We start from the raw sequence: 26,910 nt of genomic DNA, 5'->3' as shown, positions 1-26,910 counted from the left end.
CCGCACGACGACAGGGTGGGCCGGGACGACAGTCCCGGCCCACCCTGTCCGTGGTGCTGGCTCAGCCAGCCCCATGTCAGCGGTTGTCGACCGCCGTGACGGCCACCGCGACGTTCGCCCCGGTGTAGAGCTGGGTCAGCAGGTAGACCGAGCCGGGTGGGATGACGGCCGACTCGTCGGCGGCCGACGTGGCCACCGACCCGGTGAGCTGGCAGGCGCTGTCCAGGAAGTACAGGTCCAGGTCGTGGCCCACCGTGGCGTCGGCGTCGCTGGTGCCCTTGACCGAGACCGAGTGCAGTCCGTCGGAGAAGCCGAGCGGGAACTTCGTCACCCAGCCGTCGGCGCCCTGGCTGGCCGGCGGGAACGTGCACGCGGTGTTCAGCTCCGTGCCGGTCACGCCGAACACGTTCTGCAGCCCGGTCGGGTCGCCAGCGGCGGGGTTGGGCGCGACGATCGTGCCCGAGTCGGTGTACGCCGGGTCGGGCGTGACCGAGCCGTTGGCGACGGTCGCCCCTGACCCGAAGACCTCGATGTCCGCGACCTGCGCCGACGTCGTCGTGTCGCCCTGGACCGAGTCGATGAAGAACCGCACGTAGGCGGCCTGCACGGGCTTGGCCAGCGCGAACGTCGCGAAGTTGAGGTCGGGCGCGGTCGGCCGCGGCGCGGCATACGCGAAGCCACCGGTGCGGGCCGTGGTCCAGCTGACGCCGTCGGTCGAGGTCTGGACGGTGAAGTCCTTGAGCGCCACGAACCGTGAGGCGTTGGTGGCCTTGAACGCGCTGACGCGCAGGCTGCTCACCGTCGCCGGCGCCGCCAGCTTCACCGTCACGCGCTGGTCCGGACCGGCGTTGTATGCCGTGGCGCCGGGCTTCGTGGACCACACCGAGGCGGCGGTGTCGTCGAAGGCGAACTTCGCGGGGGCGCCGTCGTCCTCACTGGAGACGTTGACGACCTGTGCGCCGGCCGCCGTGGAGGCCAGGTTGGGGGCGAGCTTGATCGTCCTGGCCGTGTTGCGGCCGGCCGTCACGGCGAACGCGTCGATGGTCTGGACGCCGAACCCGGGGGCCTGGATGGTCAGCGGGTAGGTGCCGGCCAGTGCCTTGATGCTGGCGCCGCCGGACGTGCCGGTGCGGACGAGGGGGGTGACCCGGGCCTCGAAGCGACCGAGGATGACCTTGGCGTTGGTGATCGGCTGGCCCGTGGTCGCGTTGACGAGGGTCAGCGCGGCGGTGCCGTTCTTGGCGGCCACCGGGTGGTCGAATCCGGGGGTCGGGTCGGTGTCGTCCCCGGTGTCGGAGTGCGCGCTGGCACCGGCCCCACGCTTGGCGAAGACCGACCAGATGAGGTCGGTGTCGTCGCCGTGGTAGCGGTCGAGGTCGGCGGACAGGATGCCGTCACGGGCCTCGAGGAAGCTCGGGTCCGGGGCGGTCAGGGGCATGCCGTCGGTGATGAGGCGGGCGGCCACCTCGGCTCCCTGGGCAGCGCCGTAGCGGGCCACGAGGGCCTTGCGGAGGTCCCACAGGGTCGCGGTCCAGATCTCGCCGTCGGCGTGCACCTCCGGACCGGTCAGGTCGTAGCCGATGTCGCCGAACGTCGTCGGGTTCTGGTCGTAGTTCCAGTTGCGGATGCCCCGGGTGGGGTTGCCGGTGACGTAGTCGCCGACGATGGGCTTGGTCAGCAGCCCGGCCTTGAAGCCGTGGTTGAGGGCGTACCAGTCGGACCAGCCCTCACCCATCGAGCCGGCCTGCTGCGAGCCGAGCGCGCTGCCGCCCGCGACGTAGCGGGTGGACAGGCCGTGCGTGTACTCGTGCTGGATCACGCTCATGTCGAACGAGCCGTCCCGGTAGGGACCCTCGAAGGCGTCGTCGATGGGCTCCCACAGGAACATGCCGCTCCACGGCGGGATCCCGTCGTCGAGGGTGAGCATGTAGGCGTTGTCGCGACCGGTGTAGGTCGGGTTGCCACCGGACGCGGCGCCGGCCTGGACGAGCCCGCGGATCGGGTCGCCGCCCGAGCCACCGTTGCTGCCGTTGTCGAGCTGGAAGTTGCCGGCCGTCTCGGTGAACCCGAGGGCGTAGTACTCGTCGTGGATCCGGTTGTGCTGGAAGAACAAGTTGGTCGCCGCCGGGTCGAGGTCCTGGGCGTACGACGGCGGGACCGTCTGGCCCTTCGTGGCGGCCCACTGGTTCGTGTAGGTGTAGCTGAAGTTCCCGGTCGGGGCGACGGGGCGCGGGGCGTTGTCCACCGGCCCGATGAAGTTGGACCAGTTGGCGTAGGTGTCGGCGTTGTTGCCGTAGGTCGTGACACCGGTGCCCGCGAGCCCGGTCGGGTCGACCCAGCCCTTGGGCGACTGGGCGGTCGGGCCGAAGGACTGCTGGCGCGGCTGACCACCCTGGGCCGCTCCCGGGTAGTTGTCGTAGACCGTGCCCTGCGGGTCACCCTCGAAGTCGACGACGGAGGTGCGGTAGAGGGTGCGCCCGGTGGTGCCGTCGACGACGACCTCCCAGGCCTCCTGCGGGCTCTTGATGAAGTACACCTTGTATGCCGCGACGGGGCCGGCCTTGGTCCCGAAGGTCACCTTCTTCACGTACGACGGTCCACCGAAGGGCCCGTTCGCGTACGTGGTGTAGCCGGCCTGGGTGCCGTTCGCCTTGGGGGCGTAGGCGACACCCGGCGCGAGGCCGCCGGCGACCTTCAGCAGCGCGGCCGCCTCGCCGAGGACCCAGCCACCGGTGAGGTTCGCACCCGGGGTGGGGTCACCGGCATACGAGAGCACCTTGCCGTCCTTGGTGACGGCGACGTTCAGGCGACCGCCGCGCGCGGCGGCGACACCGTCGGTGGTCTGGACGAAGTCCACGACGTGCGTCCCGGTGGTGGGGAGCGCGTGGTCGCGGACCACGGCCAGCGAGTCGACCTGGGCGGTGCCCAGCCCGAAGGCCGCGGCGTTCGTGCGCAGCCAGGCGCGGGCGACCTCGACGGCGGAGCCGTTCGTCGCCGCGGTGAGGTAGCCGTCGGTGCGGACCGACCGCAGCGTGCCGAACCGCTCGTCCCAGGTGGCCCGCGTGCCGCTGCCGGCCTTGGCGAGCAGCGCGGAGGCGGCGGTGCGGGCCGGCGTCGTCGGCGCGACGGCATCCTTCACCAGCCGGGTGTCCAGGGTCTTGGCGAGGGCGTCGACGGTGTCGCCGAGGGCCGGCAGGACGGGGGCGGCGGGAAGGGCTGCCGACGCCGTCGAGAGGGGGAGGGCGGTGGCGGCTGCGGTCAGCAGGCACACCCCGATTCCCAGTGGTCGGACAGCGGGGTGCTTACGGGACATGGTCGACGTCTCCTGCGCTCTGCGGGCTCTCACCGGCCCGGGTGGCATGACAACGAGGTCCCACCGCGGGGGGTTACTGGCCGGTCATGTCGGGCTCGCGACCCGGTCGTGGCGGATTCCCGCCACCGGGGCCCGTCGGGGTGCACCGTGGGGAAGCGGGTTTGGGCCGTGGGGTCGCGGGCCGCTAGAGTGACGTCCACAGTTCGGCGTGGTGCGTTCGTTGCCCCGTCCGGCAACACGACCACGACCAAGAGGACATCATGGGCTCTGTCATCAAGAAGCGCCGCAAGCGCATGGCGAAGAAGAAGCACCGCAAGCTGCTTCGCAAGACGCGCCACCAGCGACGCAACAAGAAGTGACCGAAGGCCCCCGCCGTGCGGGGGCCTTCTTTCTGCCCTCGAGCACCTGGGTCGGGCCGCGACCGCGCCGTGGGATGGACGTCACGCCCATGGGCATGGACGTCGCGGTCACGCCGGTGGGTCCGGTCGGTAGGGTCTGCACTGTGGCTGACGTCGTACTCGTGACGGGCGTCTCGAGGTATCTCGGGGGGCAGTTCGCGCGAGCCCTCACGGCCGACCCGTCGGTCAAGCGGGTCATCGGGGTCGACGTGATCCCGCCGCCCGGCGACATCGGCCGGGCCGAGTTCGTGCGCGCCGACATCCGGAACCCGATGATCGGCAAGATCATCGCGCAGTCCGAGGTCGACACCGTCGTGCACATGAACGTCATCGCGACGCCGACGCACGCCGGCGGACGGACCTCCCAGAAGGAGATCAACGTCATCGGCACGATGCAGCTGCTCGCTGCGTGCCAGAAGGCCACGAGCATCAAGCGCCTGGTCGTGAAGTCGTCGGCTGCCGTCTACGGCTCCAGCCCGCGCGACCCGGCGATGTTCACCGAGGAGATGGGTCCGAAGTCGTTGCCCCGCGCGGGATTCGGCAAGGACTCGGTCGAGGTCGAGGGCTACGTCCGGGGCTTCTCGCGCCGTCGCCCCGACGTCGAGATCTCGATGCTCCGCTTCGCCAACATCATCGGCCGGGGCATCCGCACCTCGCTGACCGACTACTTCGCCCTCCCGGTCGTGCCCGTGCCGTTCGGCTACGACGCCCGGCTCCAGTTCGTCCACGAGAGCGACGCGATCGCCTCGCTCCTCGTCGCCACGACGGGCGTCAGCAGCGGCATCACGAACATCTCCGGCGACGGCGTCATCACGGTCTCGCAGGCCGCGGGGATGGCCGGGCGCCCGATCGTGCCCGTGCCCATGCCCGCCGCGGGGATCTTCGGCAACCTCGTCAAGCGCTCGGGCCTCGCCGACTTCAGCAGTGACCAGATCCAGTTCCTGGCCTACGGCCGCGGACTCGACACCACGCGGATGCGTGAGGTGCTGGGCTTCGAGCCCGCCTACACGACGCGCTCCGCCTTCCAGGACTACGCCCACGGCGTCGGGTCGGCGATCCCCGGTGCGGGGATGTTCGGCGCGGCCGTGACCGGTGCCGCGGGGAGTGCCGCCAGCGCGATCAGTCACGTGTGGGCTGCAGGGAGGAACGACTGATGGCCTCGACCTCCGGCGCCAAGGCGTCGAAGAAGCCCACCCCCCGCAAGGGGGCCCTGGCGGCAGGAGCCGCCCGCGCCTCGGGGGAGCGGGCCAAGCGACGCAGCACGCCGCTCATCGCGGCGGCGGAGCCGGCGACAGCCCCGTCGGCGACCACGACGACGGCTGCCGGCAGTGCGACGCAGGACCGCTCGGCGACGCCGACCTCGAGCGGGAAGCACCGTCCCCGCCCGGTGGCGAAGGCGGTGCCGACCCGCAAGGCCGTGGCGCGCTCCGGCGCCCGCACGACCAGGGCCGCCACGTCGACCGCATCCGCCGGCCCCGAAGCTGGGGCGACCGACGCGGCGAAGCCGGCCGCGCGGCATACCCAGGCACCGAAGGTGCGGGCGCTCAAAGCCGTCACCGACGACGTCGTCCCCGAGGTCGTCGACCCGATCGCGGGAGCTGGCGCGCGGAGCGTGGCCCCCGGGGTCGAGGAGCTGCTGACGGCCGGGATCGCGGCCGTGCGGGTGGCCTCCGAGGCCGCGGGCATCTCGTCCGACGACGTCGAGCGTCACATCGCCTCGCTGCTGTCGTTCGTGCGGCGACGGGTGACCGGCGACTACACCGTCGACGAGTTCGGGTTCGACGAGGACTTCACCCGGCACTTCTACCTGCCCGTGCTGCGTCCGCTCTACCGCTCGTGGTTCCGGGTCGAGGTGCGCGGCATCGAGAACATCCCCACCGAGGGTGGTGGGCTGGTGGTGGCCAACCACTCGGGCACCATCGCGATGGACTCCCTGATGACGCAGGTGGCCGTCCACGACGAGCACCCGTCGCACCGCCACCTGCGCATGCTCGGCGCCGACCTCGTCTTCCAGACCCCCGTGATCGGGCAGGTCGCCCGCAAGTCCGGCTCGACCCTGGCCGCCAACCCCGACGCCGAGCGGCTGCTGTCGAGCGGTGAGCTGTGCGGCGTGTGGCCGGAGGGCTTCAAGGGCGTGGGCAAGCCGTTCAGTGAGCGCTACAAGCTCCAGCGGTTCGGGCGGGGCGGGTTCGTCTCGGCGGCCCTGCGCACCGGTGCGCCGATCATCCCGTGCTCGATCGTCGGCGCCGAGGAGATCTACCCGATCATCGGCAACATGAAGACGGTCGCGCGGCTCCTGGGGGCTCCCTACGCCCCGATCACCCCGACCTGGCCGTTGCTCGGACCGCTCGGCCTGATCCCGTTGCCCAGCAAGTGGATCATCGAATTCGGGTCACCGGTGGAGACGGCCGACCTCGGGCCCAACGCCGCGGACGACCCGATGCTGGTCTTCGACCTCACCGACCAGGTGCGCGAGACGATCCAGCAGACGCTCTACTCGCTGTTGATGCAGCGGCGTTCCGTCTTCTTCTGACCTGACCCGGACTGACCGGTCACGTCAGGTCAGGGCCGGCTGGGCTGGCTGTCAGGGCAGGGTGACGGTCACGCCGGGCAGCGTGACCGGGCCGAGCGTGCTGCTGGGCACGGTGGCGCTCACGCTGCCGGTGCCCAGGCTCACCGTCGGGAGCGGCACCGTGGCCGTCACGGACGGGACGACCGGCACCGAGACGCTCAACGTCGGCAGGCCGACGCTGGCGCCGGTCGTGCCGACGCTCGAACCGCCACCGCCTCCCCCGAGGATCGGCCCGGACGTGCCGGGTCCGCCGGGCACGGGCACGCCGCCCGGCACGGTCACCGCCGTGTCGGGGACGGTGACACCCCCCGAGGCGGCCGAAGTCGGCGAGCCCGAGGGCGCCGTGGTCGCGGACCCGGGCAGCGACGACGGCCCGAGAGGGGAGGAGGCGAACCCGCTGCAGGCGCTCCCGCACACGGCGATCCGGCGGGACGTGCTCTGCTCGGTCTCGCGGAGCAGGGCCTCGAGTGCGGCCAGCTGTGGCAGCGACTCGGGTGGCACCTCGGTGCGCAGGGCCTCGAGCTGGGGGAGGGTGCGCGCCGTGAAGTCACGCATCGCCAACAGGGCCTGGGGGTTGCCGGTGGTGGCGTAGGAGGTGTCGAGCGCCTGACGGCCCTTGCGCACCGAGTCGGTCGCGGCGGTGAGGGCGGTGTCGATGTCGCCGATGTCCCTGCTGCCCTCGGCGAGCGTGCGGGCGTCGGAGACGTGGTCCTGTGCCTGCGAGAGGTAGGTCTGGCCGCGCTCGAGGTCGTTGTCGGCGAGCCGCACCGCGACCCCGTCGAGCCAGCCCTTGACGGGGTAGAGCGCCTGACCCGGCACGGCGCTGCGCGAGGCGACGCCCACGACCCCGCCGACCAGGAGAGCCGACGCGGCGGCGCCGGCCAGCAGCCTGGGCAGCCCGCGACCGACCACGACGACGACCGGGGTGGTGCGCGACGCGGCCCGGCGCGCAGCGGCGGCCTTCGCGGCGACGGGGCTCGGGGCCGGCATCCGGGCGGCCTCGGCCATCAGTCGCTCGCGCAAGGTGGCCACGAACGCCGCGTCGGCGGCGGGCACGGCCGAGGTCAGCCCCACGAGGTGACGGCTGGTCTCGACGAGCTCGGCGAGGCTCGCGTCGGTGATGCGCTCGCCGTCCAGGGCGCGCTGGAAACGGTCTGCCGAGCGGTTCAGAACTGGCATGCCGGCACCTCCCTCCCCAGCCCTGCTGCGACCTGTGCGCGGATCGAGGTGATCCGGGCGGTCGTGTCGATGACGGTCCTTCGCGCTGAGAACGAGTGGCGGCCCGGGAAGTTACGCGTCGACACGTCTCGAAACTCGCTGGAGTCCGGGGGAGACCCGAACCACCCCGCGCGCACCGCGACCACCTCAGATGTCGACATCGGCCAGCTCCCGGTGGAGGGCCCGCACGGCGCGCAGCTGGAGCTGCTTGACCGCACCCTCTGACTTGCCGAGCACCTTGGCCGTCTCGGCGAGGGTGAGTCCCTGGAGGAACCGCAGCACGACGCACTCGGCCTGCTCGGGCTTGAGGCCCTTCACCGCCTGGAGCAGCCGCTCGTTGCGGAGCCGGTCGAGCACCTCGTGATCGGGAGCAGCCTCGACGCGCGGGTCGGCGTCGAGCATGTCGGCGGTCGAGACCTCCATGCGGAACCGCGCCGACTTGGCGTTGTCCGTGATCAGGTTGCGGGCGATGGTGATGAACCACGCCGCGATGTCGCGTCCCTGCCAGGAGAAGGAGTCCATCCGGCGCAGGGCGCGCAGGAAGGTCTCGGAGGTGATGTCCTCGGCGAGCTGCCGGCCCCCCACGCGCACGTAGACGTAGCGGAAGACGACGTCGACGTACCGCTCGTAGAGCAGGCCGAACGCCTCGCTGTCACCGCGCTGCGCGAGCTCGACCAGGGCCGAGATGCGCTCGAAGTCCTGGGGGGCCTCGCCCGGCCCGAAGCCCGCGCTGGCCGCGGTCCCTCCCTGGCCGGACCCGCCCCCCGACAACGTGCCCGCGTCGCCCGCGAGGGTGAGCAGCACCCGCAAGGTGTCGAGGAAGTCCGCGGTCGCCGGGCCCATCCCGTGGTTGCCGGCCCCCGCGTAACCCATCGCCGGGGCGCTCGTTGCCCAGACCGGAACGCTTCGGGCAGGACGGAGCACCGCGAGACGACTCGCGGCGCTGCGACGTGCACGGATCCGGATGGGGGCCTCCTGACCGAGACAGTTTCCCCGATATCTGTCGGATTGTCAGGAGACCTGCACCACACTCCACCGCCAGCGCGTCGCAGAGCAGGCCATCGGCCCCGTCCCCACGCAAACAGGGGTATGCCGCGGTGTCGCCTCCGGAAGTCCCTGGGCGTGGGTCGATGTGACGACGCTATGCAATGCCCCCGAGCGTGGGGCAGGTGCAGGTGCAGGTGCAGGTGCAGGTGCGGGTGCCCGTGCGGGTGCCGGTGCGGGTGCGGGTGCGGGTGCGGGTGCCGGTGCAGGTGCCGGTGCCGGTGCGGTGCACCATCTCGCCAGGTGCCAGCGTCGGCGTCCCTGGTCGGCGTCCCTGCCCCTCAGCGTGGGGCACGGCATAGCGCGCCGAGGGCGACCCGGGCCCACCGGCCCGAGCCCGCTGACCCCGCGAAGCCCCGCGAAGGCCCGCGAAGGCTCAGGGCCTGGGCCACGCGGCATACCCTCGGGATGTGTCCGACCTGCCGCCTCCCACCGCTGCGACGCCACCACCGGCGCGCATCACGCTGGTGAGCAAGCCGGGCTGCCACCTGTGCGACGCGGCCCGCGCCGTCATCGCCCGGGTGGCCGCCGATGTCGGGGTCGGCTGGGTGGAGCGGTCGATCGAGGACGAGCCGGCGCTCAGGGAGCAGTACTGGGAGCAGATCCCGGTCACCTTCGTCGACGGCCGCCAGCACGACTACTGGCGGGTCGACGAAACGCGACTCCGGGCCGCCCTCACGCGCTCGACGTGACGCGGCTCACGTGCTCGGCGAGACGCCTGCTTGTGACTTTGTGCATCCGTTCACAAAAGCGTAATCTGCAGAGGCTCCCGTCCGCCCCAGCCAGGCGCGGACTGCCAGTGATGAGAAGGAGCCGGAAAAGACTGTGTCTGCCGACCCGAGCGCCCGTCGGGGTATTCCCGACGCCACGGTCGCACGGCTACCCGAGTACCTCCGCGCCCTGACCGGCCTGGCGGAACGCGGGATCACGTCGGTGTCCTCCGAGGAGCTGGCCTCCGCCGCGGGCGTCCGCAGCGCCAAGCTCCGCAAGGACCTCTCCCACCTCGGCTCCTACGGCGTGCGGGGTGTCGGCTACGAGGTCGACCACCTCGCCTACCAGATCTCCCGTGAGCTCGGCCTCACCCAGGACTGGCCGGTCGCCATCATCGGCATGGGAAACCTCGGCCACGCGCTCGCGGCCTACAGCGGGTTCGCCACGCGGGGATTCCGGGTGGTGGCCCTCCTCGACCAGGACGCCGGTCTGCTCGGCCAGGAGATCGCCGGCATCACCGTGCAGCCGATGTCCGTGCTCGACGAGCTGGTCGCCGAGCAGGGCCTGGCCATCGGCGTCATCGCCACGCCCGCCGCCTCCGCCCAGGGGGTCTGCGACCAGCTGGTGGCCGCCGGAGTGCGCTCGATCCTCAACTTCGCCCCGTGCGTGCTGGTGGTGCCCGACGACGTCGACGTCCGCAAGGTCGACCTGTCGACCGAGCTCCAGATCCTCGCCTTCCACGAGCAGCGCAAGGCGCTCGCCGCCGAGGGTGCGCTCGACGCCGTCGCGCGCGAGCCCGTGAACCTCGGGCCCGTGGGCCGCGAGTCCGTGGGCCTCGAGACGACCCGGGTGGTGCGTCGATGAGCCTCGTGATCCTGGGCCTGTCCCACCACACGGCGCCCCTGCCGCTCCTCGAGGCCATGACCCTCGACGCCGCCGGCCGGCGGGCCCTGTCCGCCAGCCTGACCGGTCGCGACAACCTCACCGAGGCGATCGTCGTGTCCACGTGCAACCGCACCGAGGTCTACGCCGAGTCGATGACCTTCCACGGGGCGGTCACCGACATCGCCGACGCGCTGACCGAGGTCACCGGGGTCGGCCGTGACGAGCTGCGCGAGCACCTCTACGTCCACTACGAGGACCGCGCGATCGCGCACGCCTTCACGGTCGCCTGCGGGCTGGACTCGATGGCGGTGGGCGAGGCCCAGATCCTCGGCCAGATGCGCACGGCCCTGCGCGAGTCGCAGAAGTCCGGGCACGCCGGGCCGGCCCTCAACACCCTGTTCCAGCAGGCCCTCCGGGTCGGCAAGCGGGCCCACACCGAGACCGGCATCGACGCGGTCAGCGTCTCGCTCGTCGAGGCCGGGCTGGCCCGGGCCGAGCGCGAGCTGGGCCCGCTGGCCGGCCTCAGGGTGCTCGTCGTCGGGGCCGGCGGCATGAGCTCGCTGGCCGCGACCACCGTGCTGCGTCGTGGCGCCGCGGGTCTCACCATCGTCAACCGCACCCTCGCCAAGGCACTCCGGCTGGCTGAGCGCACCGGCGGCACCGCCCGCCCGCTCGACGACCTGTCCGCCGCCCTCGCCGGCGCCGACGTCGTGATCTCCTGCACCGGTTCGACCGGTGTGGTGGTCGACCTCGCGAACGCAGGCGACGCCCAGGTGGCCCGGGCCGGTCGCCCGCAGGCCTACATCGACCTCGCCCTGCCCCACGACGTGGCTCCCGAGGTCGCCTCGCTGAGCGGGGTCACCCTCGCCGGGCTGGCCGCGCTGGGGGAGGAGCTGTCCGGCGGGCAGACGCCGCCGCAGGTGAGCGAGGTGGCCGACCTCGTCATCGGTGAGGTCGCGGCATACCTCACCTCGCGCGCCGCGGAGAGCGTCGCGCCGACCGTCGCCGCGCTGCGCTCGCACGCCGCGGAGGTCGTCGCGGGCGAGCTGACCCGCCTCGACCAGCGGCTGCCCGACCTCGACGAGGTGGCCCGCGCCGAGGTGCAGCTCGCGGTGCACCGCATCGTCGAGAAGCTGCTGCACACCCCCACCATCAGGGTGAAGGAGCGGGCCGTGGGCGGCCAGGGCGCCGACTACGCCGAGGCCCTGCGCGAGCTCTTCGACCTGCGCCCCGGCGAGGCTGCCACCGCGTCCGTCCCGCCGCCCGAGCGGGGAGGTATGCCGTGAGCGCACCTGCCGCCGCTCCGCTGAGCCTGCGCCTGGGCACCCGCCGCAGCGCGCTCGCGACCACCCAGTCGACCTGGGTGGCCGACCTGCTGCGCGCCCGGGGACACACCGTCGAGCTCGTGGAGATCGTCACCGAGGGGGACACCTCGACCGCCTCGCTGGCCTCGATCGGTGGCACCGGCGTCTTCGCCGCGGCGTTGCGTCGCGCCCTGCTTGCCGGCGAGGTCGACTTCGCCGTGCACTCCCTCAAGGACCTGCCCACCACGCCCGAGCCCGGGCTCGTCGTCGCGGCCGTCCCGGTCCGCGAGGACCCGCGTGACGTCCTGGTGTCGTCCGGCGGACGCACGCTGGGTGAGCTCGGCGAGGGTGCCGTGGTCGGCACCGGTTCGCCGCGCCGGGTCGCCCAGCTCGCGGCCCTCGGTCTCGGACTGTCCGTCAAGGACATCCGTGGCAACGTCGACACCCGCATCGCCCTGGTCAGGGACGGTGCCCTCGACGGGGTCGTGCTCGCGCGCGCCGGCCTGGCTCGGCTCGGCCGGCTCGACGACGTGGCCGAGGCCATCGACCCGCTCCAGATGCTGCCGGCCCCCGGTCAGGGTGCCCTGGCGGTCGAGTGCCGTGCCGACGACCTCGTGACGCTGGCTGCGCTCGAGGTCCTCGACGACCCCGACACCCGCGTCTGCGTCACCGCCGAGCGGGCCGTCCTGGCCGCGCTCGAGGCCGGCTGCTCCGCACCGGTCGGGGCGCTCGCCGAGGTCGTCGAGGGCGAGGACGGCCTCGAGCTGTCGCTGCGTGCCTTCGTCGGCGCCGTCGACGGGTCGTTCGACCTGCGCCGCTCGCTCGTGGGTAGCGCCGACGACGGCGAAGCCCTGGGCCGACGGCTCGCGGCAGTCCTGCTCGAGGACGGCGGCGACCTGCTGCGCGGTCCCGAGGAGCGACCACCAGCCCCACCGACGCCGTCCGGCGACGGTCCCGCGAGCCACCGCCCCGAGGCGCTGCCGCCCGACCCACCCGGGGCGACCGGACCCGATCCGCTCGCCGGCCCCGACAGCAGCACCGACCGCATACCCGAACACGACAGCACGGAGCGTGCACTGTGAGCCCCACGCGCTCGACCACCACCACCTCAACCTCCTCGAGCCCCACCAGCCCGACCGCTCGCCAGAGCCGGGTCCCGGGACGTGTCGCCTTCGTCGGCGCCGGCCCCGGCGACTCCGGACTCATGACGGTGCGCTCGCTGGAGTTCCTCGCCGCCGCCGCCGTGGTCGTCATCGACCAGGTGGCCCGCGAGGACGTCGTCCGCCGCTACTGCCGTGAGGGCGTCGAGGTCATCGACGCCGGTCACGGCGACCACGGCCAGCCGCTGACCCACGCGATGCGGGCCAAGCTGGTCGTCAGGGCGGCCAAGTCCGCGTCGGGCGGCCTCGTCGTCCGGCTGATGGACGGCGACCCGGGCACCTTCAACGGCCTGGCCGAGGAAGCCCTCGCCTGCCAGAAGGCCGGCATCGGGTTCGACATCGTCCCCGGCGTCAGCGCCGTCTCGGCCGTGCCCGCGTATGCCGGCATCCCGCTGACGTCGAGCAGCTCGCCCGCCGTGCACGTCATCTCGGCGAACGACCGGCACGTCGACTGGGCCGCCTCGGTGGCCGAGTCGGTCACGGTCGTGCTGCTCGGCCAGCCCGACGACCTCGGCACGGCTCTCGGCAAGCTCCTGGCCGCCGGCCGGCCGGCAGAGAGCCCCGTCGCCCTCACCGAGCGCGGCACCACCATCCGGCAGGCCACCCGCGTGACCACCCTGGGCGAGGTCGCGAAGGTCATGAAGACCCTGGAGTTCCCGGCCCTGGCCGTGGTTGGCTCGACCGTGGCCCTCCGCGAGAACCTCTCCTGGTTCGAGACCAAGCCGCTGTTCGGCTGGAACGTCCTGGTGCCCCGCACCAAGGAGCAGTCCGGCTCGACCATCGCCCGGCTCGAGTCCTTCGGCGCGACCGCCGAGGTCGTCCCGACGATCTCGGTCGAGCCGCCGCGCACGCCCCAGCAGATGGAGCGCGCCGTCAAGGGCCTGGTCACCGGTCGCTACGAGTGGATCGGGTTCACCTCGGTGAACGCCGTGAAGGCGGTGCGCGAGAAGTTCGAGGAGTTCGGTCTCGACGCCCGTGCGTTCGCCGGGCTGAAGATCGCCGCCGTCGGTGGGGTCACCGCCGCCGCCCTGCGCGAGTGGGGCATCGTGCCCGACCTCGTGCCCTCCGGTGAGATGTCGGCGCACGGTCTGCTCGAGGAGTGGCCGCCGTTCGACGAGGTGCTCGACCCCATCAACCGGGTCTTCCTGCCGCGGGCCGACATCGCCACCGACACCCTCGTCGCCGGCCTCCAGGAGATGGGCTGGGAGGTGGACGACGTCACGGCATACCGCACGGTGCGCGCCGCGCCGCCGGCCGCCCACATCCGCGAGGCCATCAAGGGCGGGCAGTTCGACGCGGCGGTGTTCACGTCGTCCTCGACGGTGCGCAACCTCGTCGGCATCGCCGGCAAGCCGCACCCGTCCACGGTGATCGCGTGCATCGGCCCGGCCACGGCCAAGACCGCCGAGGAGCACGGCCTGCGGGTCGACGTCCTCGCCCCGGAGGCGTCGTCGGACTCGTTGATCGACGCGCTGGCCGACTACGGCCTGGGTCTCGCGGCGGCTGCGGCGGAGGCCGGCGAGCCGGTCGTGCGCCCGAGCGCCAAGAAGTCCGCGTCGCGTCGTCGGGCCAAGTAGCCCGCATGACTGACCACTCGCAGCCGGTGGGGCCGGTGATCCGGCCCCGCCGGCTGCGGCAGTCCGTGGCCCTGCGGCGGCTCGTCGCCGAGACGCGGCTCGACCCCGCCGAGCTCGTGCTGCCCGTCTTCGTCCGCGAGGGCATCGGCGCGCCCCAAGCGATCTCGGCGATGCCCGGGGTCGTCCAGCACACCCTGGAGTCCCTCGTGGCGACCGCCCGCGAGGCGGCTGACGCCGGGGTCGGCGGGATCATGCTGTTCGGCGTGCCGCTCGACAAGGACCCGGTCGGCTCCGGGGCCGATGACCCCGACGGCATCCTCAACGTCGCCCTGCGCGCCGTCGTCGACGCGGTGGGGAGTCGGATCGTCGTGATGGCCGACCTGTGCCTCGACGAGTTCACCGACCACGGCCACTGCGGGGTCCTCACCGCTGACGGCCGCGTCGACAACGACGCGACCCTGGAGCGGTATGCCGCGATGGGCCTCGCGCAGGCCCGCGCCGGCGCCCACGTGCTCGGCCTGTCCGGCATGATGGACGGCCAGGTGGCCCACGTCCGCGACGCGCTCGACGCCGAGGGTTTCACCGACACCGTGATCCTCGCGTATGCCGCGAAGTACACCTCGGGTCTCTACGGCCCGTTCCGCGAGGCGGTGCAGTCCTCGCTCGAGGGCGACCGGGCGACCTACCAGCAGGACCCGGCGAATGCGACCGAGGCGCTGCGCGAGCTCGAGCTCGACATCGCCGAGGGCGCCGACATCGTCATGGTCAAGCCGGCCATGCCCCACCTCGACATCGTCGCGGCAGCCGCTGCGGTGTCGACCGTGCCGGTGGCGGCCTACCAGATCTCCGGGGAGTACTCCATGATCGAGGCCGCGTCGGCGAACGGCTGGATCGACCGCGAGCGGGCGATGATGGAGTCGCTGCTCAACATCCGTCGCGCCGGCGCGCAGATCATCCTCACCTACTACGCCCTCGAGGCCGCCCGCCTCCTGCGGACATGACGAACGGGCCGGTTCCCCCGAACCGGCCCGTCGTCAGTCTGTCGAGCCCGTGCTGGGCCCTGGTGTTGCTGGTCAGGCAGCCTTGGTGAGCTGGATGTCCAGGTTGAGCTTGACCTTCTCGGAGACGAGCACGCCGCCACCCTCGAGGGCGACGTTCCAGCCGAGGTCCCAGTCCTTGCGGTTGATGTCGGCGCTGGCCTCGAAGCCGGCCTTCTCGTTGCCCCACGGGTCGGTCGCCAGACCGGTGAACTCCAGGTCGAACGTGACCGGCTTGGTGACGCCCTTGATGGTCAGGTCGCCGGTGAGGGAGTCGGGGGTGACCTCGGTCGAGGTGAAGCTCATGGTGGGGTTGGCCTCGGCGTCGAAGAAATCGCCGGACTTGAGGTGGGTGTCGCGGTCGGCGGAGCCGGTGTCGACCGAGGCGATCTGCGCCACGGCGGTGACCTGCGACTCGGTGATGTCGTCGCCGACCTTGACGGTGCCCTCGAACTCCTTGAACTGTCCGCGGACCTTGGTGACCATCAGGTGACGGGCCACGAAGCCGATCTCGCTGTGCGAGGCGTCGACGGTCCAGGTGCCGGCGGGAAGGTCGTTGATGCTTGCCATGAAAATCTCCTGTAGGGGGGTCTGCGTCCGGGACGGTCCCATCCGCTTCATCTCTTCGAACGTAGCAGACTTCATTTATATTTCAACTAACCGTCCACCTGTCATACTTCCTGCTCATGAGCACCCCATCGGGTGAGCCGCAGTGGCTCAGCGAGGACGAACAGCGGGCCTGGCGTGCCTATCTGCGCGGGAGTCGCCTCATCGAGGAGGCCCTCGACCGCGACCTGCAGTCGCACGGGGTCCAGCTGACCGAGTACGAGATCATCTCCATGCTCTCCGAGAGCCCGGGCCGTCGGTTGCGCATGTCGAGCCTGGCCGACCTGGTCGTGCAGTCGCGCAGCCGCCTCACGCACACGGCCACCCGCCTGGAGAAGCGCGGCTGGGTCGTGCGCGAGTCCTGCCTCGACGACAAGCGCGGCGTCGAGCTGGTCCTCACCGACCGCGGCTACCAGGCCGTGCAGGACATGGCGAGGGTGCACGTGGCCAGCGTCCGGCGCGCCGTCCTCGACCCGGTGCCCCCACCGCTGTTCTCGGCGCTGGGTGAGGCCATGGACCTGATCCGCAGCGCCCTGGCCCCCGGCGGCGCCGACGGTGACCACCCCGCGGTGGCCCGCGAGGCGATGGCCCACGAGGCCACCGCGCCATACCGCGCCGGGCCCTGATCCCGCCGCCCCCTGCCGTCGCTCACCCATGCAAAAGGCGAGTTAGCGCCATCCAGACTGGCGCTAACTCGCCTTTTGCATGAGTGGGCGCCGCGGACTGCGCCCCGGGCGGGGGCACTCAGGTGCGGCTGGGACAATGGCGGCCATGACGGCATACCCCTTCGACGCACCTGCCTCGCAGGCCCTGCTCGAGCGAGCCCTCGCGGTGACCCCGGGTGGGGTGAACTCGCCCGTCCGCGCCTTCCGCGCCGTCGGGGGGACTCCACGGTTCATGGTGTCCGGCAACGGCCCCTACCTCACCGACGCGGACGGCCGCGAGTACGTCGACCTGGTCTGCTCGTGGGGTCCGATGATCCTCGGGCACGGCCACCCGCAGGTGCAGCGCGCGGTCCTCGACGCCTCCGCCCGCGGCTTCTCCTTCGGCACGCCCAGCGAGAACGAGGTGGCCCTCGCCGAGGAGATCGTCCGCCGCGTCGAGCCGGTCGAGCAGGTCCGGCTGGTGTCCAGCGGCACCGAGGCGACGATGAGCGCCATCCGCCTGGCCCGCGGCTACACCGGTCGCTCGCTCGTCGTGAAGTTTGCCGGCTGCTACCACGGGCACGTCGACTCACTGCTCGCGCAGGCCGGCTCGGGAGTGGCGACGTTCGCGCTGCCCGACTCCGCCGGTGTCCCGAAGGAGATGGCCGCCGAGACCATCGTCCTGCCGTTCAACGACCTCGACGCCGTGGAGGCCGCGTTCGCCGAGCGGGGCAGCGAGATCGCCGCCCTCATCACGGAAGCCTCGCCCGGCAACATGGGTGTGGTGCCGCCCGCGCGGGGCTTCACCGAGGGGCTGCGCCGCATCACCGCCGCCCACGGCGCCCTCCTCATCTCCGACGAGGTGATGACCGGGTTCCGCTGCAGCGGGGCGGGGTGGTTCGGCCTCGAGGGCCCGTATGCCGCGGGCGCACCCGACCTCTTCACGTTCGGCAAGGTGATGGGTGGCGGGTTCCCGGCCGCGGCCTTCGGTGGGCGCGCCGACGTGATGGCCCTCCTGGCCCCGCTGGGCCCGGTCTACCAGGCGGGCACCCTCTCGGGGAACCCGGTCGCGACCGCCGCCGGCCTGGCCACCCTCGAGCTGTGCACGCCGGCCCTCTACGCGCGCCTCGACGAGGTCGCTGACGCCCTCACGGCAGGGCTCGACGAGCACCTCGGCGCAGCTGGCGTCCCCCACGTGACCCAACGAGCGGGCAGCATGTTCAGCGTGTTCTTCCGGGACGGCGCGGTGCGCGACTACGACGAAGCGCGGGCCCAGCACGTGCCGGCCTACTCGGCGTTCTTCCACTCGATGCTCAGCCAGGGGGTGTACCTGCCGCCGAGCGCGTTCGAGTCGTGGTTCGTCAGCGGGGCGCACGACGAGGCGGCCGTCGACCGGGTGCTCGCAGCGCTCCCCGGCGCGGCGTCAGCAGCCGCCGAGGCGTTTGCGACAATCGACTCGTGACCAGCCAAGCCGACCGCACCGTGGTGCACCTCATGCGCCACGGTGAGGTGCACAACCCCGACGGGGTCCTCTACGGTCGCCTCGACGGCTACCACCTGTCCGACCTCGGCCACGAGATGGCCCGGACGGTCGCCGACCACCTCGCCGACCACGACGTCACCCACGTCGTCGCGTCCTCGCTGCTCCGCGCCCAGGAGACGGCCGCGCCGGTCGCCGAGGCACACGGCGTCGCGATCACGACCGACGACAGGGTCATCGAGGCAGCCAACGACTTCGAGGGCCAGCTGGTGGGCGACATGAACCCCCTCGACTTCGTCCACCCCTCGCACTGGTCCAAGCTGGTCAACCCGTTCCGTCCCTCGTGGGGCGAGGCGTACGCCGAGATCGCCCAACGGATGTCGGCAGCCATCGCCGACGCGCGCAGCGCCGCCCGGGGCCACGAGGCCGTGATCGTCTCCCACCAGCTGCCCATCTGGACCGCCCGCAACGCGCTGATGGGCAAGCGCCTGTGGCACGACCCGAGGAAGCGGGAGTGCCGGCTGGCCTCGTTGACGACCCTCACCTACGTCGGCGACGACCTCGAGTCACTCACCTACTCCGAGCCCGCCGCGTCGCTCCTCGCCCAGTCCCACGGGGGCACCGGGTGAGCCGCGGACGACGTATGCCGCGTGCGGCCGCGCTGCTCATGGCGCCCCTCCTGCTCGTGGCGCTGTCCGGGTGCAGCGACGACCCGAACTCCATTGCGGCGCAAGCGAAGTCGGGCAACCGCCAGGGATACATCTCGGGCGACGGCAACATCGAGACCATCGCGGTCGGTGACCGCAAGAAGCCGGTCGCCCTCACCGGCACGACCCTCGACGCCAAGGAGTGGTCGTCGCAGGAGGCCGTCGGCAAGGTCGCCGTGCTCAACCTCTGGGCGTCCTGGTGCCCACCGTGCGAGACCGAGGCGCCCGACCTCAAGAAGGCTGCCGAAACCCTGACCTCGGGCGACGAGCCCGTGGTCTTCATGGGCATCAACTACCGCGACAACCCCGACTCCGGTCGCGCGACGGCGGCCCGGTGGGGCATCCCCTTCCCGTCGCTCGACGACCCGAGCGGCCGGACCATCCTCTCCTTGCAGGGCAAGGTCACCTCGCCGCCCACGACGCTGGTGCTCGACCGCCAGGGCCGGATCGCCGCCCGCGTCAGCGGGGCCGTGACCACGGCCACGCTCACCGGGCTCGTCGATGACGTCCTGGCCGAGCAGTAGAACGCGACCTGATGACTGCTGATGCCGCGAACACGGTGACCTCCGGTGCCCTGCCGGTGGCGATGGCGGTGGCCCTGGTCGCCGGCCTGGTGTCGTTCGCGTCCCCGTGCGTGCTGCCGCTCGTGCCGGGCTTCCTGGGCTACGTCACCGGGCTGTCCGACGAGTCGCTCGCCGAGCGCAAGCGCCACCGGATGGTCCTCGGGGCACTGCTGTTCGTCCTCGGCTTCACCGTCGTCTTCATGACCACCACAGTGATCATCGCGGGGGTGGGGTCGGCCCTGATCCAGCACCGTGAGGTGCTGATGCGGGTCGGTGGTGTCGTGGTGATCCTGATGGCGCTGGTGTTCATCGGCGCGGGGACGCAGCGGGAGCTCAAGCTGCACCGCCGTCCGGCCTCGGGCCTTGCCGGTGCGCCGCTGCTCGGAGCCGTCTTCGGCCTGGGCTGGGCGCCGTGCACCGGCCCCACCCTGGGCGCGGTGCAGGTGTTGGCCACGGCCTCCGGGAACGGCTCGGCCGTGACGCGGGGGGTCGTGCTCGCGCTGCTCTACTCGCTCGGGCTCGGCGTGCCGTTCCTGCTGATCGCCGCGGGCTACGAACGGTTCGGCCGGGTCTCGAGCTTCCTGCGGAAGCGGCAGCGCGGCATCCAGCTGTTCGGCGGGGCGCTGCTCTTCGTGGTCGGCGTCCTGCTCGTCACGGGGCTCTGGGACTCCCTGACCCGCCACGTGCAGACCACGCTCGTCAACAGCTTCCAGACGGTGATCTGACATGGGCGAGACCATCACCCAGCCCACGCTGGGCCCACTCGGCTGGCTGCGCTGGATGTGGCGGCAGCTGACCAGCATGCGCACCGCGCTCTTCCTCCTGCTGCTGCTCGCGGTCGGTGCGGTGCCGGGGTCGATCTGGCCGCAGCGCAGCATCGACGCGGCCCGCACGGCCGACTACATCGCCAACCACCCGAAGGCCGGTCCGTGGCTCGACCGGCTCGGGTTCTTCGAGGTCTACGCCTCGCCGTGGTTCGCGGCCATCTACCTGCTGCTGTTCATCTCGCTGGTCGGCTGCGTCCTACCCCGCAGCAAGGTGCACTGGAAGGCGATGCGCTCGGCGCCGCCGAAGGCCCCGGCCCGCCCTGCTCGACTACCCGCCGGAGGCACCATCGAGGTGCGGGCCACCGAGGACGACGTGGTGGCCGCGTCGCGGGAGCTTTTGCGCGCCAAGCGGTTCCGTCTCGTGTCGCATGACAACACCTCGGTGAGCGCCGAGAAGGGTCACCTCAAGGAGACCGGCAACCTCGTCTTCCACCTGTCGCTCATCTTCGTCATCGTCGGCGTCGCGATCGGGCACCTGTTCGGGTGGAAGGGCGACGTGATCATCCCCGTCGGCCAGTCCTTCGCGAACACCCTCGCGCGCTACGACACCTTCAGCCCCGGGCCGTGGGTCGATGCCGACAGCCTCTCGCCGTTCGAGCTCACGGTGGACCGGCTCGACGCCACCTTCGAGGAGAACGTCACGGGGCGTGGGCAGTTCGGCTCGCCGCGCGACTTCACCGCCGACGTGACGACCAAGGCGACGCCGTCGTCTGCCGACCGGCAGTCGACCATCAAGGTGAACCACCCCCTCGAGATGGACGGCGCCGGGGTCTTCCTCCTCGGCAACGGCTACGCCCCGGTCATCACGGTCCGTGACGCCAACGGCGACAAGGTCTACAGCGCGCCGACGCCGTTCCTGGCCCAGGACAACAACTACAAGTCCGTCGGGGTCGTGAAGGTGACCGGTGCCCAGCCGAAGCAGCTCGGGTTCTCGGGCTTGTTCCTGCCGACGGCCACCATCGACAAGGAGCTCGGCCCGATCTCGGTCTTCCCCGACGCGAAGAAGCCGGCCCTGGCCCTCACGGTCTACGAGGGTGAGCTCTTTCCCGGCGGGCGGCCGCAGTCGGTCTACCTGCTCGACACGGCCAAGATGACCCAGCTCAAGAGCGCGAAGGGTGACCCGCTGCGCATCTGGCTCGAGCCGGGCCAGACCTACCAGCTGCCGGGCGGTCGCGGCAGCATCAGCTTCGAGGGCGTGGAGCGGTTCGCCGGGCTGTCGATCCGCCACGACCCGGGCAAGTTCGTGACGCTCGTGGCCGCACTCCTCGCCCTGGCCGGGCTGATCTGCTCGCTGGTGGTCCGGCGCCGGCGGGTCTTCGTCCGCGTTTCCCCCGCCACGGCACCGGGTCGTACCGTGGTAGCCGTCGGCGGCCTCGCCAAGGGCGACGACGACGGGCTCCAGGAGCTGGTCGACCGGCTGGTCGCCGACCTGGAGGCCCGGTTCGCTCCCGGACCGGATCCCGAGCCCGACCCTGGAACCGAGCCCGACCCTGAACGCGAGCCCGAGCCGGACAGCAGATTGGACGCACGAGGATGACCAACGAGACCCTGGCGGGCTACGCCAACCTGAGCCTCTACTCGGCGATGGCGGTCTTCACGATCGCGATGGTCTGCCACGCCGTCTACCTGGCCGCCCTGCTCCCGGCCCGGGACGGCCTGCGGGCCAAGGCAGCCGAGCGCGACCGCGAGCTGGTGGGTGCCGGCGCGCCCGTGCCGGCCGAGGCCCCGGCCCGGCCCGAGCTGTCCTCCCGGGCGGCGAAGGCGGCTGGCATCGGCTCGACCACGACCTGGCTCGGCGGTTTCCTGCTGCTGCTGTCGGTGGCCCTGCGCGGGGTCGCCGTGCACCGTTGGCCGCTGGGCAACATGTTCGAGTTCGCGGTCATGGGCTCGATGTTCACCGTGCTGGCCTACTCGATCTGGTCGACCCGCCGTGACCTGCGCTGGCTGGGGCTGTTCATCACCGGCCCGGTGCTCCTCGTCCTCGGCATGGCCGTCGCGGTCTGGTACACCGAGGCGTCCGAGCTGATGCCGTCCCTGCGCAGCTACTGGCTCGTCATCCACGTCACGGTGGCGACGCTCGCCACCGCGGTGTTCACGATCGGAGCCGCCCTGAGCGTGGTCTACCTGCTCAAGGACGCCTTCGAGCGGTCCGGGAGGGCCAGCGTCCTCGACCGGTTCCCCGAGACCCCGGCGATCGAGCGCACCGCCTACAGCCTGCACATCGTCGCCTTCCCCCTCTGGACCTTCACCCTCATCGCCGGCGCCATCTGGGCCCGCCAGGCGTGGGCGTCCTACTGGAACTGGGACCCGAAGGAGGTCTGGACGTTCGTCATCTGGGTCGTCTACGCGGCATACCTGCACTCGCGGGCGACCAGTGGCATCAGCCGCCAGACTGCGACCTACATCGCGCTGGCCGGCTACGCCTGCATCATCGTCAACTTCGCCGTCGTGAACGTGTTCTTCGTCGGCCAGCACTCTTACTCGGGGCTGTAATGCTGCGCTACTCCGTCCTGCGACTGCTCATCTTCTTCGGGGTGCTGTCGCTGCTCTGGCTGCTCGGGCTGCGCGACCCCGGCCAACGCTGGATGCTGCTCGTCCTCAGCGCACTGATCTCGATGGTGCTGTCCTTCTTCGTGCTCGCGCGGTTCCGCGAGGAGAGCACCGCCGAGCTGGCCCGCCGCATCGAACGACGGACGGCGGCCAAGCAGGCGAACGCCCCGGCCGTCAGTGGGGCCGACGAGGCGGCCGAGGACGCCGAGGACGAGCGCGGCGGGCCGGTCGAGTACCGCTGACGGCAACCCCTCTGGCAATAGTTGGGGGAGCGTGGCGTCAGGGCCGGGTGCCCTACGAGCTGAGGGCGATCCCGGCAGCGAGCAGCACGGCATACCCGACCTCGAAGAGGCCGGTCGCGGCGAGCACCGGCACGAGGTCCCGCCCGGTGGCGCCGGTGCGCAGCGCCTGGAGCGGCTTCCAGAGCAGCCCGAGCGACAGCAGGGCGATCAGGGCGAGCGGGTGCTGGAGGGCCACCACGACGACCATGGCGACGGCGACGAGGATGAGCAGCGCGTAGAACCAGCGGGTGCGGTGGTCGCCCAACCGCACCGCGAGGGTGAGCTTGCCGCTCTCGCGGTCGGTGGGGATGTCGCGCAGGTTGTTGACCACGAGGATCGCCGAGGCGATGGCGCCGACCCCGACCGCGCCGGCGACGCCGACCCAGGTCAGCTCCTTGGCCTGCGTGTAGAGCGTGCCGAGGGTGGCCATCAGCCCGAAGAACAGGAAGACGTAGACCTCGCCGAGCCCGCGGTAGCCGTACGGGTTGTCGCCGCCGGTGTACTTCCATGCGGCGAGGACGGCCAGGGCGCCGAGCGGGATCATGACCCAGGCCTCGCTGAGGGCCACCAGCGCCAGACCGACCAGCGCAGCGAACCCGAAGAACGCGAACGCCATCAGCTTGACGTTCGCGGGGTCGGCGAGGTGCTGGCCGACCAGGCGCACCGGACCCACGCGGTCGCCGTCGGTGCCGCGGATGCCGTCGGAGTAGTCGTTGGCGTAGTTCACGCCGACCTGCAGGCCCACCGACACGAGGAGGGCCAGCAGCCCGAGCCCCAGGTTCGCGCGGTCCAGCGGGACGGCGGCTGCGGTCCCCACGACGACGGGGGCGATGGCGGCGGGGAGGGTGCGCGGGCGGGCGCCGGCGATCCACTGGTTCAGGGTGGCCATGGGGGGTGGTGTTCTCACTTGCGGTGATGTGTGACGGACAGTGGTGCGGGCAGGTGCGGGTGCGGACGACGGATGCGTCAGGCTCAGAGCCTACGGAGGAAGTCGGGGTCGTCGTCGGGGCCACGCGGGGGCGGCGGACGGTGAGATGGCCCACGCGGCCCGCCCCCCGGGCCGCGCCCGGCAGTGCCGCGCTGCGGGCGGCCGGCGATGAACCAGGCGATCGCCCCCACGATCGGGAAGAGCAGGATCAGCAACAGCCACAACAGCTTGGGCAGGCCCCTGACCTGCGCGTCGTCGGTCTGGATGCAGTCGACCACGGCGTAGACGGTCACCGCGATCGTCAGCAGCCAGGGCAGCAGCCGGATCATGACCCCATGGTGTCACGCGTCGGCGGCGAACCGATCAGCGACCGCCACGCGGTCCGGCTTGCCCGGTCCGCGCAGCGGGATCGCGGTCAGCACCAGGACTCGTCGGGGCAGCGCATGCGCCGGGAGTATGCCGCGCAGCTGCTCGCGCAGGGTCGTCACCGTGGGTGCCGCGGAGCCGGGGCGCTGCCCTTCGGGGCTGGGCACGATCGCCGCGCTGACGACCTGGCCCCAGTCGTCGTCGTGCGTGCCGACGACCACGGCCTCGGCGATGCCGGGCAGTGCGGTCAGGGCCTCCTCGACGAGCCGCGGCGCGACCTTGAGACCACCGGTCGTGATGAGGTCGTCGAGCCGGCCGTCGACGTGCCAGCCCTGCTCGTCGCGGTGGCCGACGTCGTCGGTGCGGAACCACCGCGTCCCGTCGACGTCGGTCATGAACGCGGCGGCTGTCAGGTCCGGGCGACCGAGGTAGCCGGTGGCCAGCGTCGGGCCGCCCAGCAGGAGCCGGCCGTCGGGATCGGCCCGGACCGTGGTGCCGGTGAGTGGCTCGCCGTCGTAGACGCAGCCCCCGCAGGTCTCGCTCATGCCGTAGGTGGTGACGGCTCTCACCCCGACGGCCCTGGCCCGGGCGAGGAGGGCCGGAGGGCTGGCAGCTCCGCCGACGAGGACGGCGTCGAGCCCGGCCAGGGCGGCGGTCGCAGCCTCGTCGGCGAGCAGTCGCACGAGCTGGGTGGGCACGAGCGCCGTGTATCGACGGGCTCCGGCTGTGGTCTCGGCGAAGCGGGTGGCCGCGCTGCTGAAGGCGTCGGGGGTGAACCCGTCGGACAGGTCGACGAACCCGGGCTCGGTGCCGGCAGCGACGCACCGCAGGAGCACCTGCACCCCGGCGATGTGGTGCGGCGGCATCGCCAGCAGCCACGCGCCCGGGCCGCCGAGCCGGCCGTGCGTCGCTGTTGCGCTCGCGGCGAGGGATCGGGCCGGCAGCATCGCGAGCTTGGGGCTGCCGGTCGAGCCCGACGTGCCCACGACCACGGCGGTGCCCTCGTCGGGGGCGGCGCCGTCGGGGCTTGGCGGAGGAGGTGACGAGGCGGCATACGGGAGGACGGCGAACTCGCCGTCCAGCGCCCTGCGCAGGAGGGGGAGCGCGGCCACGGCGTCCGGGCCGGCAGCAATGGCCAGCGGTCGCAGCGACGTCACGCGGTCAGGTTAGCCGTCAGGTGGACGGCGCCGACGCGCGGCGGGACGATGGGGTCGGGAGGTGCCATGGACGCCGACTTCGCGGCATACATCGAGCGGGTGCGCGCTCACCGCGGCGAGCTGCGCGACTCGGTCGCAGCCGTGGACGACGCGCTGGCCTCCCCGATCGCCCGCGGAGGGGCGTGGCGGGAGCGGGTGCGCGCTGCGCTGGCCGAGCTGTCGCACGACTTCCGCGACCACATCGACCTGACCGAGCGGCCCGGTGGCATCTACGACGGGGTGCGGCACGGGGCGCCACGGCTGATCTCCGCGGTCGACCGGCTGACCGGCGAGCATGCGCGCTACTCCGAGGCGATCGGCGGCTACCTGGCGGTGCTGGAGCATGGCGGGACGATCGCCGACCTGCCGGCCTTCCGCGAGGAGGTCACCACCCTGATGGGCCAGCTGGTGCGGCACCGGCAGATCGGCGCCGACCTGGTCTACGAGGCGTACGAGGTGGACCTCGGCGGCTCCGGCTGACCGGCACGTGGGGCGCGCAGGTCGTCGCGGAGATCGGTTGTGGGTCGGTCGGTGACGAGCAGGTGGCCACACGTCGCGCCCGCCGGGTGAGGTCGACGGGTCAGAAGTACCAGGGGTAGGGCGACCAGTCGGGGTCACGCTTCTCGAGGAACTGGTCGCGGCCCTCCACGGCCTCGTCGGTCATGTAGGCCAGCCGGGTCGCCTCTCCGGCGAAGACCTGCTGCCCCATCAGCCCGTCGTCGAGCAGGTTGAACGCGAACTTGAGCATCCGCTGCGCCTGCGGGCTCTTGCCCATGATCTCGCGGGCGACCTGCAGCGCGTCCGACTCGAGCTCGGCGTGCGCGCTGACGATGTTCACCGCGCCCATCCGGTGCATGTCGTCCGCGGTGTAGGTGCGGCCGAGGAAGAAGATCTCGCGGGCGAACTTCTGCCCCACCATCTTGGCGAGGTAGGCCGAACCGTAGCCGCCGTCGAACGAGCCCACGTCGGCGTCGGTCTGCTTGAACCGGGCGCACTCGCGGCTGGCCATGGTCAGGTCGCACACGACGTGCAGCGAGTGTCCGCCGCCGGCAGCCCACCCGCCGACCACGGCGATGACGACCTTGGGCATGGTGCGGATGAGCCGCTGCACCTCGAGGATGTGCAGGCGGCCACCCTCGGCCTTCACCCGTCGCTCGTCGATGGTGTCGGCGGTGTCTCCCTGCGCGTACTGGTAGCCCGACCGGCCACGGATCCGCTGGTCGCCCCCGGAGCAGAACGCCCACTGGCCGGCACTGCCCGAGCCGTCCGGACCGGGGCCGTTGCCCGTGATCAGCACGACCCCCACGTCGGGGGTGCGGCGCGCGTGGTCGAGGGCCCGGTAGAGCTCGTCGACGGTGTGCGGGCGGAACGCGTTGAGCACCTCGGGCCGGTCGAAGGCGATCCGCACCGCCCCCACCCCACGCGCCCGGTGGTAGGTGATGTCGGTGAACTCGAACCCCTCCACCGCATCCCATGCGTCGGGGTCGAAGGGCTGGCTCACCACAGGCTGCTCACTCACCTGCGCGAGCCTAGCCGCGCCAGA

27 protein-coding genes are annotated in these 26,910 nt (G+C 72.0%); 19 read left to right on the top strand and 8 right to left on the bottom strand.

What is annotated here, in order from left to right:
* Positions 1-76 precede the first annotated feature (76 nt).
* A complete protein-coding gene (locus ACXJKD_RS08730; RefSeq protein ID WP_457254088.1) occupies positions 77-3,313 on the bottom strand; it encodes a M36 family metallopeptidase in 3,237 nt (1,078 codons plus the stop codon).
* 260 nt (positions 3,314-3,573) lie between these two features.
* Between ACXJKD_RS08730 and ACXJKD_RS08725 the strand changes: the two genes are divergently transcribed.
* The 3 genes from ACXJKD_RS08725 (at position 3,574) to ACXJKD_RS08715 (ending at position 6,244) form a co-directional block, all read left to right on the top strand.
* Positions 3,574-3,672: a 30S ribosomal protein bS22 gene (locus ACXJKD_RS08725; protein ID WP_003792170.1), complete on the top strand. Its 99-nt coding sequence runs from the start codon at positions 3,574-3,576 to the stop codon at positions 3,670-3,672.
* A 143-nt stretch (positions 3,673-3,815) separates the two neighbouring features.
* The gene (locus ACXJKD_RS08720; RefSeq protein WP_457254087.1) at positions 3,816-4,865 is read left to right on the top strand and encodes an NAD-dependent epimerase/dehydratase family protein; all 1,050 of its coding nucleotides are present in this window, start codon (positions 3,816-3,818) and stop codon (positions 4,863-4,865) included.
* The gene (locus tag ACXJKD_RS08715) at positions 4,865-6,244 is read left to right on the top strand and encodes a 1-acyl-sn-glycerol-3-phosphate acyltransferase (protein WP_457254086.1); all 1,380 of its coding nucleotides are present in this window, start codon (positions 4,865-4,867) and stop codon (positions 6,242-6,244) included. Before ACXJKD_RS08720 ends, ACXJKD_RS08715 begins: the two co-directional genes overlap by 1 nt.
* A 51-nt stretch (positions 6,245-6,295) precedes the next feature.
* On the opposite strand, the gene ACXJKD_RS08710 is transcribed toward ACXJKD_RS08715, so the two are convergent.
* Both ACXJKD_RS08710 and ACXJKD_RS08705 read right to left on the bottom strand, forming a co-directional pair.
* Positions 6,296-7,462: a DUF5667 domain-containing protein gene (locus tag ACXJKD_RS08710; protein WP_457254085.1), complete on the bottom strand. Its 1,167-nt coding sequence runs from the start codon at positions 7,460-7,462 to the stop codon at positions 6,296-6,298.
* Between the two features lie 186 nt (positions 7,463-7,648).
* Positions 7,649-8,374 carry an RNA polymerase sigma factor gene (locus tag ACXJKD_RS08705; RefSeq protein ID WP_457254084.1) on the bottom strand — a complete coding sequence of 242 codons (726 nt, stop codon included), beginning with the start codon at positions 8,372-8,374 and terminating at the stop codon, positions 7,649-7,651.
* A 275-nt stretch (positions 8,375-8,649) separates the two neighbouring features.
* Here ACXJKD_RS08705 and ACXJKD_RS08700 point away from each other — a divergent pair, with 275 nt between their 5' ends.
* The 7 genes from ACXJKD_RS08700 to hemB all read left to right on the top strand — a co-directional run bounded on the left by ACXJKD_RS08700 (position 8,650) and on the right by hemB (position 15,183).
* Complete coding sequence (locus tag ACXJKD_RS08700) at positions 8,650-8,847, top strand: hypothetical protein (RefSeq protein WP_457254083.1); 198 nt, start codon at positions 8,650-8,652, stop codon at positions 8,845-8,847.
* A gap of 108 nt (positions 8,848-8,955) precedes the next feature.
* A complete protein-coding gene (locus ACXJKD_RS08695; RefSeq protein ID WP_457254082.1) occupies positions 8,956-9,237 on the top strand; it encodes a glutaredoxin family protein in 282 nt (93 codons plus the stop codon).
* A gap of 133 nt (positions 9,238-9,370) precedes the next feature.
* Entirely contained in the window at positions 9,371-10,120 is a 750-nt protein-coding gene (locus ACXJKD_RS08690) for a redox-sensing transcriptional repressor Rex (protein ID WP_457254081.1), read from the top strand.
* On the top strand, positions 10,117-11,427 hold the full coding sequence (locus ACXJKD_RS08685) for a glutamyl-tRNA reductase (protein WP_457254080.1): 1,311 nt from the start codon (positions 10,117-10,119) through the stop codon (positions 11,425-11,427). Before ACXJKD_RS08690 ends, ACXJKD_RS08685 begins: the two co-directional genes overlap by 4 nt.
* Positions 11,424-12,527 carry a hydroxymethylbilane synthase gene (gene hemC / locus ACXJKD_RS08680; RefSeq protein ID WP_457254079.1) on the top strand — a complete coding sequence of 368 codons (1,104 nt, stop codon included), beginning with the start codon at positions 11,424-11,426 and terminating at the stop codon, positions 12,525-12,527. Before ACXJKD_RS08685 ends, hemC begins: the two co-directional genes overlap by 4 nt.
* Positions 12,524-14,182, top strand: a complete 1,659-nt coding sequence (locus ACXJKD_RS08675; protein WP_457254078.1) for a uroporphyrinogen-III synthase — start codon at positions 12,524-12,526, stop codon at positions 14,180-14,182. The genes hemC and ACXJKD_RS08675 overlap by 4 nt, the downstream gene beginning before the upstream one ends.
* Before the next feature lie 5 nt (positions 14,183-14,187).
* Positions 14,188-15,183 (top strand): porphobilinogen synthase, encoded by a 996-nt coding sequence (hemB, locus tag ACXJKD_RS08670; protein WP_457254077.1) that lies wholly within the window; start codon positions 14,188-14,190, stop codon positions 15,181-15,183.
* 72 nt (positions 15,184-15,255) lie between these two features.
* On the opposite strand, the gene ACXJKD_RS08665 is transcribed toward hemB, so the two are convergent.
* Positions 15,256-15,789, bottom strand: coding sequence for a YceI family protein (locus ACXJKD_RS08665; RefSeq protein WP_457254076.1), 534 nt, complete (start codon positions 15,787-15,789; stop codon positions 15,256-15,258).
* A gap of 116 nt (positions 15,790-15,905) precedes the next feature.
* Here ACXJKD_RS08665 and ACXJKD_RS08660 point away from each other — a divergent pair, with 116 nt between their 5' ends.
* The 8 genes from ACXJKD_RS08660 to ACXJKD_RS08625 all read left to right on the top strand — a co-directional run bounded on the left by ACXJKD_RS08660 (position 15,906) and on the right by ACXJKD_RS08625 (position 22,838).
* Entirely contained in the window at positions 15,906-16,451 is a 546-nt protein-coding gene (locus ACXJKD_RS08660; RefSeq protein ID WP_457254075.1) for a MarR family winged helix-turn-helix transcriptional regulator, read from the top strand.
* A gap of 145 nt (positions 16,452-16,596) precedes the next feature.
* Complete coding sequence (hemL, locus tag ACXJKD_RS08655) at positions 16,597-17,931, top strand: glutamate-1-semialdehyde 2,1-aminomutase (protein WP_457254074.1); 1,335 nt, start codon at positions 16,597-16,599, stop codon at positions 17,929-17,931.
* On the top strand, positions 17,928-18,578 hold the full coding sequence (locus ACXJKD_RS08650) for a histidine phosphatase family protein (RefSeq protein ID WP_457254073.1): 651 nt from the start codon (positions 17,928-17,930) through the stop codon (positions 18,576-18,578). The genes hemL and ACXJKD_RS08650 overlap by 4 nt, the downstream gene beginning before the upstream one ends.
* Positions 18,575-19,180 (top strand): TlpA family protein disulfide reductase, encoded by a 606-nt coding sequence (locus ACXJKD_RS08645; protein WP_457254072.1) that lies wholly within the window; start codon positions 18,575-18,577, stop codon positions 19,178-19,180. Before ACXJKD_RS08650 ends, ACXJKD_RS08645 begins: the two co-directional genes overlap by 4 nt.
* Positions 19,181-19,191: 11 nt before the next feature.
* Positions 19,192-19,944 carry a cytochrome c biogenesis CcdA family protein gene (locus ACXJKD_RS08640; protein ID WP_457254071.1) on the top strand — a complete coding sequence of 251 codons (753 nt, stop codon included), beginning with the start codon at positions 19,192-19,194 and terminating at the stop codon, positions 19,942-19,944.
* A gap of 1 nt (position 19,945) precedes the next feature.
* A complete protein-coding gene (gene resB / locus ACXJKD_RS08635) occupies positions 19,946-21,583 on the top strand; it encodes a cytochrome c biogenesis protein ResB (RefSeq protein ID WP_457254070.1) in 1,638 nt (545 codons plus the stop codon).
* On the top strand, positions 21,580-22,539 hold the full coding sequence (gene ccsB, locus ACXJKD_RS08630) for a c-type cytochrome biogenesis protein CcsB (protein ID WP_457254069.1): 960 nt from the start codon (positions 21,580-21,582) through the stop codon (positions 22,537-22,539). Before resB ends, ccsB begins: the two co-directional genes overlap by 4 nt.
* Positions 22,539-22,838: a DUF4229 domain-containing protein gene (locus tag ACXJKD_RS08625; RefSeq protein WP_457254068.1), complete on the top strand. Its 300-nt coding sequence runs from the start codon at positions 22,539-22,541 to the stop codon at positions 22,836-22,838. Before ccsB ends, ACXJKD_RS08625 begins: the two co-directional genes overlap by 1 nt.
* Before the next feature lie 52 nt (positions 22,839-22,890).
* On the opposite strand, the gene ACXJKD_RS08620 is transcribed toward ACXJKD_RS08625, so the two are convergent.
* The 3 genes from ACXJKD_RS08620 to menE all read right to left on the bottom strand — a co-directional run bounded on the left by ACXJKD_RS08620 (position 22,891) and on the right by menE (position 25,328).
* Positions 22,891-23,766 carry a 1,4-dihydroxy-2-naphthoate polyprenyltransferase gene (locus ACXJKD_RS08620; RefSeq protein ID WP_457254067.1) on the bottom strand — a complete coding sequence of 292 codons (876 nt, stop codon included), beginning with the start codon at positions 23,764-23,766 and terminating at the stop codon, positions 22,891-22,893.
* A gap of 83 nt (positions 23,767-23,849) precedes the next feature.
* Positions 23,850-24,134 carry a PLDc N-terminal domain-containing protein gene (locus tag ACXJKD_RS08615; RefSeq protein ID WP_457254066.1) on the bottom strand — a complete coding sequence of 95 codons (285 nt, stop codon included), beginning with the start codon at positions 24,132-24,134 and terminating at the stop codon, positions 23,850-23,852.
* Between the two features lie 12 nt (positions 24,135-24,146).
* Positions 24,147-25,328, bottom strand: coding sequence for an o-succinylbenzoate--CoA ligase (gene menE / locus ACXJKD_RS08610; protein ID WP_457254065.1), 1,182 nt, complete (start codon positions 25,326-25,328; stop codon positions 24,147-24,149).
* 66 nt (positions 25,329-25,394) lie between these two features.
* On the opposite strand from menE, the gene ACXJKD_RS08605 reads away from it, so the two are divergent.
* A complete protein-coding gene (locus tag ACXJKD_RS08605) occupies positions 25,395-25,847 on the top strand; it encodes a hypothetical protein (RefSeq protein WP_457254063.1) in 453 nt (150 codons plus the stop codon).
* 100 nt (positions 25,848-25,947) lie between these two features.
* Here the strand turns inward: ACXJKD_RS08605 and ACXJKD_RS08600 are convergent, their stop codons facing one another.
* The gene (locus tag ACXJKD_RS08600) at positions 25,948-26,886 is read right to left on the bottom strand and encodes a 1,4-dihydroxy-2-naphthoyl-CoA synthase (RefSeq protein WP_457254061.1); all 939 of its coding nucleotides are present in this window, start codon (positions 26,884-26,886) and stop codon (positions 25,948-25,950) included.
* Positions 26,887-26,910 lie beyond the last annotated feature (24 nt).

The organism is Pedococcus sp. P5_B7, assembly GCF_054049895.1.
The sequence above is the reverse complement of the archived record's forward strand: the minus strand, read 5'-3'. Positions and strand labels throughout refer to the sequence as shown.

Excerpts from the sequence above, each read along its gene's own strand:
- ACXJKD_RS08620 (WP_457254067.1), bottom strand. The coding sequence starts at position 23,766 with ATGGCCACCCTGAACCAGTGGATCGCCGGCGCCCGCCCGCGCACCCTC.
- ccsB (WP_457254069.1), top strand. The coding sequence starts at position 21,580 with ATGACCAACGAGACCCTGGCGGGCTACGCCAACCTGAGCCTCTACTCG.
- ACXJKD_RS08725 (WP_003792170.1), top strand. The coding sequence starts at position 3,574 with ATGGGCTCTGTCATCAAGAAGCGCCGCAAGCGCATGGCGAAGAAGAAG.
- ACXJKD_RS08715 (WP_457254086.1), top strand. The coding sequence starts at position 4,865 with ATGGCCTCGACCTCCGGCGCCAAGGCGTCGAAGAAGCCCACCCCCCGC.
- ACXJKD_RS08710 (WP_457254085.1), bottom strand. The coding sequence starts at position 7,462 with ATGCCAGTTCTGAACCGCTCGGCAGACCGTTTCCAGCGCGCCCTGGAC.
- ACXJKD_RS08705 (WP_457254084.1), bottom strand. The coding sequence starts at position 8,374 with ATGGGTTACGCGGGGGCCGGCAACCACGGGATGGGCCCGGCGACCGCG.
- hemB (WP_457254077.1), top strand. The coding sequence starts at position 14,188 with ATGACTGACCACTCGCAGCCGGTGGGGCCGGTGATCCGGCCCCGCCGG.
- ACXJKD_RS08605 (WP_457254063.1), top strand. The coding sequence starts at position 25,395 with ATGGACGCCGACTTCGCGGCATACATCGAGCGGGTGCGCGCTCACCGC.
- ACXJKD_RS08625 (WP_457254068.1), top strand. The coding sequence starts at position 22,539 with ATGCTGCGCTACTCCGTCCTGCGACTGCTCATCTTCTTCGGGGTGCTG.
- ACXJKD_RS08730 (WP_457254088.1), bottom strand. The coding sequence starts at position 3,313 with ATGTCCCGTAAGCACCCCGCTGTCCGACCACTGGGAATCGGGGTGTGC.
- ACXJKD_RS08640 (WP_457254071.1), top strand. The coding sequence starts at position 19,192 with ATGACTGCTGATGCCGCGAACACGGTGACCTCCGGTGCCCTGCCGGTG.
- ACXJKD_RS08685 (WP_457254080.1), top strand. The coding sequence starts at position 10,117 with ATGAGCCTCGTGATCCTGGGCCTGTCCCACCACACGGCGCCCCTGCCG.
- resB (WP_457254070.1), top strand. The coding sequence starts at position 19,946 with ATGGGCGAGACCATCACCCAGCCCACGCTGGGCCCACTCGGCTGGCTG.
- ACXJKD_RS08615 (WP_457254066.1), bottom strand. The coding sequence starts at position 24,134 with ATGATCCGGCTGCTGCCCTGGCTGCTGACGATCGCGGTGACCGTCTAC.
- hemL (WP_457254074.1), top strand. The coding sequence starts at position 16,597 with ATGACGGCATACCCCTTCGACGCACCTGCCTCGCAGGCCCTGCTCGAG.
- ACXJKD_RS08700 (WP_457254083.1), top strand. The coding sequence starts at position 8,650 with ATGCCCCCGAGCGTGGGGCAGGTGCAGGTGCAGGTGCAGGTGCAGGTG.
- ACXJKD_RS08665 (WP_457254076.1), bottom strand. The coding sequence starts at position 15,789 with ATGGCAAGCATCAACGACCTTCCCGCCGGCACCTGGACCGTCGACGCC.
- ACXJKD_RS08660 (WP_457254075.1), top strand. The coding sequence starts at position 15,906 with ATGAGCACCCCATCGGGTGAGCCGCAGTGGCTCAGCGAGGACGAACAG.